This is a genomic window from Halopseudomonas oceani, from assembly GCF_002903165.1.
In the GTDB taxonomy this organism is placed as follows: Bacteria; Pseudomonadota; Gammaproteobacteria; order Pseudomonadales; family Pseudomonadaceae; genus Halopseudomonas; species Halopseudomonas oceani.
On sequence record NZ_PPSK01000003.1, the window covers coordinates 189,389 to 202,880 of the forward strand.

At 59.4% G+C, this 13,492-nt stretch carries 8 protein-coding genes; 3 read left to right on the forward strand and 5 right to left on the reverse strand.

The window, feature by feature from the left end:
* The first annotated feature begins 41 nt into the window (after positions 1-41).
* Complete coding sequence (gene mqo, locus C1949_RS04970; RefSeq protein WP_104737362.1) at positions 42-1,523, forward strand: malate dehydrogenase (quinone); 1,482 nt, start codon at positions 42-44, stop codon at positions 1,521-1,523.
* Here mqo and C1949_RS04975 read toward each other — a convergent pair.
* From C1949_RS04975 to C1949_RS04995, 5 genes are all read right to left on the reverse strand, one after another.
* Entirely contained in the window at positions 1,520-2,581 is a 1,062-nt protein-coding gene (locus C1949_RS04975) for a M48 family metallopeptidase (protein WP_170063001.1), read from the reverse strand. The two genes, mqo and C1949_RS04975, sit on opposite strands and share 4 nt — an antisense overlap.
* Positions 2,559-3,896, reverse strand: a complete 1,338-nt coding sequence (locus C1949_RS04980; RefSeq protein WP_104737364.1) for a YjgN family protein — start codon at positions 3,894-3,896, stop codon at positions 2,559-2,561. The genes C1949_RS04975 and C1949_RS04980 overlap by 23 nt, the downstream gene beginning before the upstream one ends.
* 127 nt (positions 3,897-4,023) lie before the next feature.
* Entirely contained in the window at positions 4,024-4,758 is a 735-nt protein-coding gene (locus C1949_RS04985) for a substrate-binding periplasmic protein (RefSeq protein WP_104737365.1), read from the reverse strand.
* 158 nt (positions 4,759-4,916) lie between these two features.
* Positions 4,917-6,170, reverse strand: a complete 1,254-nt coding sequence (glyA, locus tag C1949_RS04990; protein WP_104737366.1) for a serine hydroxymethyltransferase — start codon at positions 6,168-6,170, stop codon at positions 4,917-4,919.
* A 105-nt stretch (positions 6,171-6,275) separates the two neighbouring features.
* Positions 6,276-10,151, reverse strand: coding sequence for a bifunctional diguanylate cyclase/phosphodiesterase (locus tag C1949_RS04995; protein WP_104737367.1), 3,876 nt, complete (start codon positions 10,149-10,151; stop codon positions 6,276-6,278).
* A 177-nt stretch (positions 10,152-10,328) separates the two neighbouring features.
* Here C1949_RS04995 and ettA point away from each other — a divergent pair, with 177 nt between their 5' ends.
* Together ettA and gdhA are read left to right on the forward strand one after the other, a co-directional pair.
* On the forward strand, positions 10,329-11,993 hold the full coding sequence (ettA, locus tag C1949_RS05000) for an energy-dependent translational throttle protein EttA (protein ID WP_104737368.1): 1,665 nt from the start codon (positions 10,329-10,331) through the stop codon (positions 11,991-11,993).
* Positions 11,994-12,154: 161 nt separating this feature from the next.
* Positions 12,155-13,492, forward strand: coding sequence for an NADP-specific glutamate dehydrogenase (gene gdhA / locus C1949_RS05005; protein WP_104737369.1), 1,338 nt, complete (start codon positions 12,155-12,157; stop codon positions 13,490-13,492).

Here is a 13,492-nt window from a genome sequence, read left to right on the forward strand (position 1 = left end):
TCAAGAGGCTCCTTGATTTTTACCAAAGAGGCGACATGTAAATGACAGCAACGAACGTAGATGTATTGCTGGTCGGTGGTGGTGTCATGAGCGCTACGCTGGGAATGTTGCTCAAACAGTTGGATCCCGCCATGACCATTACCCTGGTCGAGCGTCTGGACCACGTGGCTCACGAAAGCACCGACGGCTGGAATAACGCTGGTACCGGACACGCCGGCTACTGTGAGCTGAACTACACTCCCGAAGACCAGAATGGCAATGTCGCGATCGAACGCGCCCTGGCCATCAATGCATCTTTCGAAGTAACCCTGCAGTTCTGGAGCTACCTGGTAGAACAGGGCATCATCCAGAACCCCTCTGACTTCATCAACGCCACCCCCCACCAGAGCTTTGTCTGGGGAGAGAAAGACGTTGCGTTCCTGCGCAAGCGGCATGAACTGCTGAGCCAGCACCACCTGTTCGCCGAGATGCAGTACAGCGAGTCGCCGGATCAGCTACGCGAATGGATGCCGCTAATCATGTCCAGTCGCGACACCAGTCAGCCGATTGCCGCCACCCGCATTGATCACGGTTCGGACGTGGACTTTGGCTCACTCACCCGTCGCATGATTGCTCATCTGGAACAGCAGGATGGGTTTGATCTGCGCCTGAGTCACTCGGTCAAAAGCCTGCGCAAGAGCAAACGAGGCCACTGGCGTGTCATAGTGGAAGATGAGAAAACTGGCAAGGAGGCAGAACTCTGCGCCAAGTTTGTTTTCCTCGGCGCCGGTGGTGGTTCGTTGCCGCTACTGCAGAAATCAAACATCGACGAAAGCCAAGGCTACGGCGGCTTCCCGGTCAGCGGCCAATGGCTGGTCTGCCAGGATCAGGAGGTGGTCAAGCGCCACGGCTCTAAGGTCTACGGCAAGGCTCCGGTCGGCGCCCCACCCATGTCGGTTCCTCATCTGGATACCCGCATCATCAATGGCCAACCTGCACTGCTGTTTGGCCCGTTCGCCGGCTTCACCACCAAGTTCCTGAAAAAAGGCTCGATATTTGACCTGTTCTCCTCGGTCAAACCGTACAACGTCGCACCGATGATGGCGGTCGGCCGGGACAACATGGACCTGACCAAGTACCTGATCGCGGAGTCGTTCCAGTCCCACAAGGATCGCGTTGCGTCATTGCGCAACTTCTTCCCGGATGCCCAGGAGAAGAACTGGAAACTGCAGAATGCAGGCATGCGCGTACAGATCATCAAGAAGGACGCCAAGGGTCACGGCAAGCTGGAGTTCGGTACCGAGATCGTCGCCGCCAAAGACGGCACACTGGCAGCACTGCTCGGCGCCTCGCCAGGCGCCTCAACGGCGGTACAGGCCATGATCGACGTGCTTGAGCGCTGCTTTAAAGACCGCATCGCCAGCCCCGAGTGGCAAGCACGCATGAAGACCCTGGTTCCATCCTATGGACAGTCTCTGGTCAAGGATGCCGAACTGCTCAAGCAGGTACGTCAGCGCACACTGAGCACCCTCAAACTGGTCTAGTAACCGGTTTGAAAGCGCTCGATTCGCTCTGGTGTGGGTGGATGAGTTGAGAGAAAACCACTCAGCTCATCCAGCTCGTCCTCTTCCTCGGAGGGCGGGTCCAGCCTGAGCATGATATCGGCAAAGCGTTGCGGTGAAATTTTCTGCTCCTGCATAAATGCCAGCGCAAAGTCGTCCGCTTCCTGCTCCATCCCCCGCTGATAACTCAAGGTCGCCAGCAAAGCCGGTACGCCTGTGACCAGGTCCGACGCCGCCGACACATCCCCCGTCAACGACACCATAACGAACACCAGCAACGACCCCTGCACAAGGTTACGCATACTGTGGCGATGCACCGCGTGCCCCACTTCATGGGCCAGCACGGCGATCAGCTCCTCGTCATGTTGAGCCAACGCAATCATCTTGTCGGTAAACACCAGATTGCCGCCGGGCAGCGCAAAGGCGTTGGCGCCCAGCGACTCGCTGGCACGAAAGTGCACTTTCAAGCGGTGCTCCGGATAACGCTCCTCCAGCGCTACTAAATAGGGCTGCATCATCCCCAGCAACGCCTGCTGACGCTCTTCGCTGAGGGCACTGGGCGCAGTCCAGAACTGATCCAGGGTACTCATGCCCTCATCGCCAGCACGCTCCTCCAGCGTCACCGGGACCAGGTACGCCACCCGCTCTGACAGCCACGGCACACCCCAGACCACACCGCCCAGCAGCATTGCCAGGACGACGACCAGCGATACCAGCACCAGCGGAATATTCAGCTCCAGCCGACGCAACCAGACCGTGCCGCCGTCGGCTGCCTTGAGGCTGGCGGCAATGGCCTGCAGCCCGGCTACGTCGGCCGATTCCAGCGCAGCCCGTTCGCCCAGATGCAGGTAGCTGTGGGCACTCCCCACCTGCAGCCCCAGACGCACGTCCTTGCCGGCAAAGCACTCGACACGACCGTCAGCAAGCTCAAGCCTCAGCTCACCCTCCTGCACGCGGGCAGAAGCAGCCAGGGCGCCACTCGACTCACCGTCGAAGAAACGCCCGCACACCACAGGGTCAGCCGAAGGAGAAACCGACATCAAAGGCATCCCCCAACTCCATGCCGACAGCACCGGCGCGTTGGGCGTCACCTGCAACAAAACCGTCCAGGTCGCCAGCGATCTCCATCTGCGTACAGCTGGCTCGATAACGTGCCATGCGCACCTTGGCCCAGGCCGTATAGAAGCCCATGGTCAGGGCAATCAGTATGGAGTTGGTCACAAAGATCCAGACCATGCGGCGCTTGCCCAGGGTAGAGACAAACCCATGTTGATCGAGCCGAGTCGCATTGGTCACCAGGTTGGTAACGCCAGCCATCATGTAACCAAACAGGGCCAGATACGCTAGGACCACCCCAATCATGCCGAGCGCCGAGTGGAGCATCGAGGCCAGACCGCCGAGCAAGGCAAAGCCGACAAACACCAGGATCATGCGCAGGAAGAACAGGTAGACCTGTCCCACCGTCAACGACAGCTGGAACGCACTGGTGCCGAAGCGGGTATTGTTGACCAGAAAGCTATACCAGCGCTGGGCGGCAAGCGGCAGCAACAGACCGAGACTCAGAATCCCCACCAGCGGCCACAGATAGACCACCTGAAAGGCCTGCCAGTATGAGCCCGCAAAGTCAAAACGGATATTGCGATAGGCGCTGTTAATCGCGTGAAACTTCAGCGAACGCGTGATGATCCAGGGTATCAGCGGCAGGAAGAGCAGCACCAACACGCTGGCGACCAGCGGAAAGAAACTGGACGCCACCGACCAGATGATCACCGCCACCAGCGCCACCAAGCGACCACGAAATATCACCCAGGGATCGGCAAGGTACTGAAAGCTGCCTGCTTCGAGCACGGTGTGCCCATAAAAATACTGCAGATTGCGTACCTTGGCCCAAGGCGCATAGAAACCAAAGGTTACCACCAACAGCAGGATGTTGACGATCCAGATGCCAAAGTACTCGCTACCGGTACCGGTAAACTGCAACTGCGACAGGCGACGCTCGGGAGCCGGAGACGGAGGTGCGGGATGGGTTGTGTCGATGCCGCCGATTGCCGGCTCGCCTCCGTTGTCCTCCGCCTGCTGACCCGGCGATGCAGGCGAAGGTTGTGGCGTGGTCGCTTTAACTGCGGAGCCATCCGGGAGGACTTCCGTCACCAGGCCAGCATCATGCAAACGCTGGCGGTACCGCTCGGCCAGCGCTGCGGTCAATCCTGACTTGATGGTTACCGACCGCCCCGCCAGCAGCGTCTCCACCTGTTTGGTACCAAAGCCCAGCTGCAACAGGTTCTGCTTGAGCTGCGCCCCCTCAAACTCGCCGGTCTGCTGCCCCCTGAAAACTACCTTGAACAACTCACGCATATCACTGCCGTCCCTGTCTACATGATTCCCTGGCGGCTTGCCCAGACTCAGCTTCAGCCACCAAGTGTCGGCGCTATTCAAGCAACTGCCAGCAGCCAGCGCAAGTGCTCGCTTTCCGCCCTGCGACCTACTGCCGCGAGATAGTCATGTTGACCCCTTCAGCAACCAGCGAGTCGAAAGCGCCGTCGAGCCTATTGATAAGCACCGCCGCATCCGGCCTGCTGCGTGACGCAAACAAGCGCATCGGCGGATCATCAACGACGATGTAAGGCAGTTGATCCAGGTTCAGCTCAGCCATGGCCGATGCCGTCTGCCCCCGATAGTCGAGCAGATAGTCCCCGCGGTTGCGCATCAACATCCGTATTGCGCCAACGTGAGAACTGCTCGAACGCAGTTCAATGGCCAGCCGCGGGTCCTGCAGCACACGCGACACCGGCAAGCTGTAGTTGTAGTTGGTAATCAGGATCAACGCCTTGCCCTGAAGACTGTCAGGCCAGGTAGGCGCGGGTTCGCCAGGACGGTAATAAAGGTGAATGGGCACAGATCCGAAGCTGGAAAGACTCTGAATGGCGTATGCCTCCAGCCCGACCTGGTTATTGAGCCCAAGCCAGAGGTCGACGTCCCCCGAGACCAGTCCACGCCGGACACGGGCAATAGGTAACAGCTCAATCTCATAATCCAACTCGGCGCGCTCGAACAGCCGATCCAGCAGATCCACCGTCCGACCAACAACCTGTCCCTGGGCGTCGTACTCCGCGTAACCCGGGTAAGCAAGCAGCACGACTTTCAGCGGTGGCAGCTGCTGCGCACTGATGTGGGATGACGCCAGCAGCACCAGCAGCCACAGCGATCGCAGAAACACTCTGGTCGTTATTCTTATTCTATGCACATCACCCTCTGCTGCCCGCGCAGCCATGCCGGACACCAACTGCGGCTACTCTTGTTACCAGAATGCCACGTACTACGGGCAAAAAAAAACCCACGACAGCAGTCGTGGGCTTTTTTTAGTACTTACTGCTATCAGGCGCCGTATACCGGCAGCCGCGCGCAGATGGCCTTGACCTGCTCACGTACCCGATCAATCACGGATTCATCACCCATGTTGTCGAGAATGTCGCAGATCCAGCCAGCCAGCGCTTCGCAGTCCGCTTCAACAAAACCACGGGTAGTGACCGCCGGCGTACCAATGCGCAGACCAGAGGTCACAAATGGAGAACGCGGGTCATTCGGCACACTGTTTTTGTTCACGGTGATAAACGCGCGCCCCAGAGCAGCGTCAGCGTCCTTGCCGGTAATGTCCTGCTTGATCAGTGACAGCAGGAACAGATGGTTCTGGGTACCACCGGATACCACATCGAAGCCACGCTCGATGAACACCTTGGCCATTGCCTGGGCGTTCTTCACAACCTGCTGCTGATAAGCCTTGAACTCAGGCTGCAATGCTTCCTTGAAACAGATCGCCTTGGCCGCGATGACGTGCTCCAGCGGGCCGCCCTGGGCTCCAGGGAAAACCGCCGAGTTCAGCTTTTTCTCGATCTCTTCGTTGGCACGAGCCAGGATCAAGCCGCCACGCGGGCCGCGCAGGGTCTTGTGAGTGGTGGTGGTAACCACATCAGCGAACGGCACAGGATTCGGGTAAACACCCGCAGCAACCAGACCGGCAACGTGGGCCATATCAACAAACAGATAGGCGCCGACCTTGTCGGCGATAGCGCGGAAGCGGGCAAAATCCAGCACCTGAGAATAGGCACTAAAACCGGCCACGATCATCTTCGGCTTGTGCTCAACCGCCAGACGCTCAACCTCGTCATAGTCGATCAGGCCCTGATCGTTGATGCCGTACTGAACCGCGTTGTACAGCTTGCCGGAGGACGAAACCGACGCGCCGTGGGTCAGGTGACCGCCGTGCGCCAGGCTCATGCCCAGAATGGTGTCGCCGGCCTGCAACAGCGCCAGATACACGGCGGAGTTGGCTTGCGAGCCTGCGTGCGGCTGAACGTTGACATAGTCGGCACCGAACAGTTCCTTGGCACGATCAATGGCCAGCTGTTCCACAACGTCAACGTACTCGCAACCACCGTAGTAGCGCTTGCCCGGATAGCCTTCAGCGTACTTGTTGGTCAGTACGGAGCCCTGCGCCTGCATGACTGCCGGGCTGGTGTAGTTCTCCGAGGCAATCAGTTCGATGTGCTCTTCCTGACGCACGGCTTCCTGCTCCATGGCAGCCCACAGATCGGCATCGAATGTGGCAATATCGTTGGAACGGCTAAACATGTAACGGCCCCCTGCTAGGTCGTTCTGATGAAAAAAGAGGACGCATTTTAACGCAAGCGTCACAGACTGGCACTTGAAAAGCGTTCAGGAAGCGACAAAAAGCATTCATTCAGTTCGCCACAGCCAGCGCCGCTCGAACTCCTCCGCAGCGACCGGCCGCCCGAGGTGGTAACCCTGCACCTCGTCACAACCAAAACTGCTGACCAACTGGTACTGCTCTTCGGTTTCGATACCCTCGGCGATTACCCGCAACTGCAAACTGCGCCCCATCGCCACGATCGCCTGAGCCAGCAGCGCATCGCGACTACCGGGCAGCATGGTCTGAATGAAGCCGCGGTCAATCTTCAGCGTATCAATCGGGAAATCGCGCAGGTAATTCAACGCAGAGTACCCCGTACCAAAATCGTCGATGGCGATCTGCATGCCGCGCTGCTTCAGCTCTTCCAGCGTGCGCATGGTCTCATCAATGTTGCGCAGCAGGATGCTCTCGGTCAGCTCAAGCTCCAGCGCCTCTGGCGCCAGGCCGTGCCGCTCCAGTACAGCAGCAATCTGCACCGCCAGGGTACCGTCTTCAAATTGCATAGCCGACAGGTTGACCGCAAGACGCGGTAACTGCAGCCCCTTGGCCCGCCAGCTGGAAACCTGTCGACAAGCCTCATCCAGTACCCACTCACCCAGCCCGCGGATCAGCCCCAACTCCTCAGCAATGGGAATAAACTCTGCAGGCGACACCGTACCGCGCTCCGGATCGCGCCAACGCAACAACGCCTCGGCCCCGGTCAACTGGCCGTCACGGCAACTGAACTGCGGCTGATAAACCAGTTCAAAAGCCTGATCCTGTACCGCGCGGCGCAAATCGTTCTCCAGTGCCAGCCGCTCAAGCGCCTTGGCATTCATGTCACGCTGGTAAAACTGGAAAGTGGCCTTGCCTGCCCCCTTGGCGTGATACATCGCAGTATCGGCATTTTTCAGCAAAATGCTGCTTTCAGCGCCGTCCTGAGGATAAAGCGCAACACCAAGGCTTGCGGTAACAAAGAAATCGCGGCCCTGCAGCACGAAGGCACCCGCCAGCGCATTCAGTACCTTTTCAGCCACATGCATGGCAGTTGAGAGCGCAACCTCCCGATTGGCCAACCCGGTCAACAGCATGGTGAACTCATCCCCGCCCATGCGCGCAACCGTGTCGCTCTCGCGCACGCAGGCGCGCAGACGCTGCGCCACCTCCTTGAGCACCTGATCACCAGCCGCGTGACCCAGGCTATCGTTGATCGGCTTGAAGCGGTCCAGATCAAGGAAGAGCACCGCAACCCACTCTCCCTTGCGGGCAGCCAGCTGCAGGGAAGCCTGCAACCGGTCCTGAAACAACGTTCGATTGGCCAGACCGGTCAGCACATCGTAATAGGCCAGGCTTTGAATCCGCTCCTCCGAGGCCTTGCGCTCGCTGATGTCGACAAAAAAGCAAACATAGCTGACCAGATCACCATCGTTGTCATGCACTGCGGTAATCCCCGCCCAACTGGGAAATACCTCACCTGAAGCGCGGCGCTGCCATACCTCCCCTTCCCAGTGTCCCTGTGCCTGCAATGTTGTCAGAACAGAGCTGGAAAATTGCGACTCATGCCCCTGCGACACCAACATGGAGGGGGTCTGATCGATCACCTGCTCCGGCAGATAGCCGGTAATCCGCGAGAAGTTCTCGTTGACCTGCACTATGTATCCAGCCGGATCGGTGACCAGAATACCGCCTGTGGTGTTTTCGAACACCGTGGCCGCCATGCGCAGCCGGTTTTCCGTCCGCCGCTGCTCGCTGATGTCACGGGCCAGCCCAAGCAACCCGAGGAAGCGCCCCTGCGCTGACCACATCAGGGTGATACGCACCTCCAGCGGACACTTGCGCCCATCTGCCTTGATACCGTCAAAGGTCACCTGCCGCTGATAGCCATGCTCACGCAGGGCTGCCGCACGCTCGGGCACATGAACCTGATCGCGCAACTCCTCGCGAATGCGCTCCATGAACTCAAGAAAACGCTCGTCCGCCAGCGTTTCAACATACGCCTTGCTGAGCATGAATTCCGGGCTGTAGCCAAGCAGGCGCTGAACCGAGGGGCTTATGTAGTCGGTTCTGAAATCACTGTCCGTAGACCAGACGATGTCACTGATGCTTTCTGTCAACTGCCGGTAACGCGCCTCGGAGCGCTGGATCAGTTCATTCGCCAGCGTCTGTTCATGAATATCGCGGACAAAGCCGATCACCTGAGACACCCGGCCATCGGGCGAGCGCTTGAACACCTTGGAGCGCACACTGAACCAGCGCCAACCATCGGTTCGGTGATGCCAGCGAATTCGCCACTCCAAAACCTGATCGTCGCCCAGAGTCAGTTGCAACCGACGGTTGGTTTGCATGTATTCGAGATCATCCGGGTGCAACAGCCGGGTCCGGTAATCGGCGCCCATGCTCGACTCTTCTTCCGCGCTATAGCCGAGCAGCTCAGCCAGCGTTCGATTGCTGAACAGAAAGTCACCTGCGCCCATCCACTTGCCGTCGCGGATATAAATCAGGTCAGGCACCGAGCGGACCACCTCCGCCCAGAACTCGCGGCTCTGGCGCAGGGTCAGCTCCGTCGCCCGACGCTGACTGAGATCGGTGACGCTCATGGGCACCGCATGCAGCGCGTCCGTGCTGTCCGGTAAGCGCATGACGACCCAGACGTAGATGGTGCTGCCGTCGGCGCGGCGCAGTGGCGTTTCCAGCTCAAAGCGCTCTTCCCCATTGACCAGCGCCCTCAACAGCCGGTAACGCCCACCACCGGGGCGCAGATGCCTGTCGCCCTGCAGCACCCGTTCAAGCGACGCCACATCTGGCAGTCCCAGCAACTCCAGCGCAACCTGATTGGCTTCCAGGATACGGATTGTCTTCAGCAGCTCAGCGTGCCGCTGCGGGTTGTCCAGTAACCAGCGGTCCAGCTGTTCTGCGTTAAAGATCCCCTCACGCATCAGAGCCTGCTTGATATCGACCAAATCAACCAGGCAAAGCGCCATGTCCACGCCCTGGAAAATATCCCGGTAACGCCGCTCGGTATCCAGCAGACTGCGAATCGAGCGATCCTGATCCACCTGCATCAACCGATTGACCCGAGCCTGCCGCCCCATGAACCAGAGCGCCGCCAGCAGGATCAGCAGGCAGCCGCAAAAGAGCAGCACCTTACGCAGCAACAGCGGTGCCAACTGACGGCCGTAGTAATGCGGCTCAACTAGCCCTCGCACCTGCCAAAGCGTGCCAGAGACAGGCGCACTCACGACGACGCGTTCACGCTCCCCGGCGGTCATCGCGGCACCACCCAGAAATGCCAGTCGATCCTGCTGCTGGCGTGCCAGTACCCGCCCTTGCCCGGTGTCTTCCAGCAACCAGAGATAGCCGCGCCCACGGCGGGCCGATACCAGTGCCGACAACACGCGTTCATCCAGGCGGAGAACCCAATAACGACCGTCTTGCTGACTGCTCAATGTCCAGAACAACAGGTTACGCTCGGTATCCGATACCAGGGCAAAAGCTTCCCCACTGATCTGCAGGCGGCGCACACTTTGCGCCCAGGGCTCCCGACTGCTTGTCGGCGGCTGCCCCGGGTCCACACGATGAACATCGTAGACGCCGGGCAACAGCGCCTGCGCCGCCATCGCAACCGTGTTTGCGGGCTGGTCTTCCAGGCTGTCGAGCAGCGCCGTCAAGGCAAGAGAAGTGGTTGCCAGATTGAGTTCCATCTGGTCAGCAGTAAGCCAGACCGCCTCTTCCACCAGCGTCTGGTGCTGCCGTTTAAGCATGTGAAAGTCGAGATAGGTCTGCCAGCCAAGCAGCGCCATAAGCAAACCGCTGGCTACCGCAAACATCGCAATACCCAGGCGATTGACCGCAGGTTGCAGGGTGACCGGTGCGGCGGCGGGCGCTTGCTGCTCGGGCGTAGATTCGTTTTTATTCTTCTTCAAGGCGTATCACTTGTCGGTTTGCGGTCAGCAAAAATACCATCTGGCGCAGTGGCAGCAGGCGTCGGGCACTACGCAAACGGTTTGCCCTCGCAGGTCAGTTGGGCTAGCCTTGCCACCACATTTCGCCCCTCTGGCGAAGCCCTTTTCGCACACTCCCATTCAACAGGTTCTGCCACCATGGCTCAATATGTTTATAGCATGCATCGGGTCGGGAAAGTCGTCCCCCCGAAGCGCCAGATTCTCAAGGATATCTCGCTGTCTTTCTTCCCCGGCGCCAAAATTGGTGTACTGGGTCTCAACGGGGCCGGTAAATCCACCCTGCTGCGCATCATGGCCGGCGTAGACACCGAGATCGAAGGTGAAGCCCGGCCGATGCCGGGTATCAAAGTAGGTTATCTGCCGCAAGAACCGGAACTTGATAACAGCAAAACCGTACGTGACATCGTTGAAGAAGCAGTCAGCGAAATCAAGGACGCCCAAGCCCGCTTGGACGAAGTCTACGCCGCCTACGCCGAGCCCGACGCCGACTTCGATGCGCTGGCCGCCGAGCAAGGCAAGCTCGAAGCCATCCTGCAGGCCGCCGACGGCCACAATCTCGAGCGTCAGTTGGAAGTGGCCGCCGATGCCCTGCGTCTGCCAGCGTGGGACGCCAAGATTGAACACCTGTCCGGCGGCGAGAAGCGCCGTGTTGCACTCTGCCGCCTGCTGCTGTCCGCTCCCGACATGCTGCTGCTGGACGAACCGACCAACCACCTGGACGCCGACTCCGTCGCCTGGCTGGAGCAGTTCCTGCACGATTTCCCCGGGACCGTGGTAGCGATTACCCACGACCGCTACTTCCTCGACAACGTCGCTGGCTGGATCCTCGAACTGGACCGCGGTCAGGGCATTCCGTTCGAAGGCAACTACTCCCAGTGGCTGGAATCCAAGGCGGCTCGCCTGGCAACCGAAGCCAAGCAGGAGGCCTCCCACGCCAAGGCCATGAAGGCCGAGCTCGAGTGGGTTCGCCAGGGCGCCAAAGGCCGGCAGGCCAAGTCCAAGGCTCGCCTGCAGCGCTTTGAGGAACTGCAATCGCAGGAATTCCAGAAGCGCAGCGAGACCAACGAGATCTACATCCCGGCGGGCCCGCGCCTGGGCGACAAGGTCATCGAGTTCAACGGTGTAAGCAAAGGATTTGGTGACCGTGTACTGATCGACAACCTGTCATTTGCCGTGCCCAAGGGCGCTATTATCGGCGTGATCGGTGGTAACGGCGCAGGTAAATCAACCCTGTTCCGCATGATCACCGGCAAGGAACAACCGGACAGCGGCAGCATCGATATCGGCGACACCGTTCAGATCGCGAGTGTCGACCAGAGCCGCGATGATCTGGACGGCAACAAAACCGTCTGGGAGCAGGTTTCCGATGGCTTCGACCTGATCAAGGTCGGCAACTACGAAATGCCTTCGCGCGGTTACGTCGGCCGTTTCAACTTCAAGGGCTCCGACCAGCAGAAGTTCGTCAAGGATCTCTCCGGTGGTGAGCGTGGCCGCCTGCATCTGGCCCTGACGCTCAAACAGGGCGCCAACGTGCTGCTGCTCGACGAACCGTCCAACGACCTTGACGTGGAGACCCTGCGCGCACTGGAAGAGGCGCTGCTGGACTTCCCCGGCTCCGCCATCGTTATCTCCCACGATCGCTGGTTCCTCGACCGCATCGCTACCCATATCCTGGCGTATGAAGACGATTCGCAGGTGACCTTCTTCGAAGGCAACTACACCGAGTACGAAGCTGATCGTAAGAAACGTCTGGGTGACGCTGCAGCGCAGCCGCACCGCGTACGCTACAAGAAGCTTGCCTGATACCAGGCAGTTGAAAAGGCGGCCCTCGGGCCGCTTTTTTACGCCTATTTTTTACGCCTTGTTACATATTGCACCAAAATGACGCAATGCATCATTTATGTGCAAAGCGCGCTTTGCTAGATTCGACGCCTTTCGCTCGATTTCAAGGATAGCCCGCACCGATGACCGATACCCTCGACAGTTGCCTCGCCCACCTCAAGCGCCGCGATCCGGACCAGCCGGAATTCCATCAAGCCGCCGAAGAGGTACTTGGCAGTCTATGGCCCTTCCTTGAGGCCAACCCCAAATACCTGAACAACGGCATCATCGAGCGACTGATTGAGCCTGAGCGCGTCATCATGTTCCGCGTACCTTGGGTCGACGATCACGGCCAGGTACGCGTCAATCGTGGCTACCGAATCCAGATGAACAGTGCAATTGGCCCTTACAAGGGCGGCCTGCGCTTTCATCCCTCGGTCAACCTTGGCGTACTCAAATTCCTGGCCTTCGAGCAGGTATTCAAGAACGCTCTGACTTCACTGCCAATGGGCGGCGGCAAGGGCGGCGCCGACTTCGACCCCAAAGGCAAGAGCAACGGCGAGATCATGCGTTTCTGCCAGTCGTTCATGACCGAGCTGTCACGGCATATCGGTGCCGACCTGGATATCCCTGCCGGCGACATCGGCGTCGGTGCCCGCGAGATCGGTTTCATGTATGGCCAGTACAAGCGCTTGCGCAATGAGTTCACCTCGGTCCTGACCGGCAAGGGCATCAGTTATGGCGGCAGCCTGATCCGCCCCGAAGCCACCGGGTATGGCTGCGTGTACTTTGCCGAACAGATGCTCAAGCAGCGTGACCAACAGATTGACGGCAAGCGGGTGGCCATTTCCGGCTCGGGGAACGTCGCTCAGTACGCCGCACAGAAAGTCCTGGAGCTGGGCGGACGGGTTATCTCTGTCTCAGACTCCGGTGGCACCCTGTACTATCCAGACGGCATGACGCAGGCCCAGTGGGACGCACTGATGACGCTGAAAAACGAGCAGCGTGGACGCCTGGAATCGCTGCATGGTGATGGCTGCGAATTCATCGTCGGTCAGCGCCCTTGGCATTTGTCCTGCGACATTGCCCTGCCCTGCGCAACCCAGAACGAGTTGGACGCCGAGGACGCTCGCCACCTGATCGAGAACGGCTGCATTGCCATCGCCGAGGGCGCCAACATGCCGTGCACTCTGGAGGCGGTCGACCTACTTCAGGAGCATCGGATTCTGTTTGCGCCGGGCAAAGCCGCCAACGCGGGTGGTGTTGCCGTGAGCGGTCTGGAAATGAGCCAGAACGCCATGCGCCTACACTGGAGCGCCGGCGAAGTGGACGAAAAACTGCACTGCATCATGCAATCGATCCACTCAGCCTGCGAATACTACGGCAAGGAAGAAGACGGCCACATCAACTACGTCAAGGGCGCCAACATCGCCGGCTTCGTCAAAGTAGCCGACGCAATGCTAGCCCAAGGCGTGGTGTAA

Coding starts and splice junctions, on each gene's coding strand:
- gdhA (WP_104737369.1), top strand. CDS start 12,155: ATGACCGATACCCTCGACAGTTGCCTCGCCCACCTCAAGCGCCGCGAT.
- ettA (WP_104737368.1), top strand. CDS start 10,329: ATGGCTCAATATGTTTATAGCATGCATCGGGTCGGGAAAGTCGTCCCC.
- glyA (WP_104737366.1), bottom strand. CDS start 6,170: ATGTTTAGCCGTTCCAACGATATTGCCACATTCGATGCCGATCTGTGG.
- mqo (WP_104737362.1), top strand. CDS start 42: ATGACAGCAACGAACGTAGATGTATTGCTGGTCGGTGGTGGTGTCATG.
- C1949_RS04980 (WP_104737364.1), bottom strand. CDS start 3,896: ATGCGTGAGTTGTTCAAGGTAGTTTTCAGGGGGCAGCAGACCGGCGAG.
- C1949_RS04975 (WP_170063001.1), bottom strand. CDS start 2,581: ATGTCGGTTTCTCCTTCGGCTGACCCTGTGGTGTGCGGGCGTTTCTTC.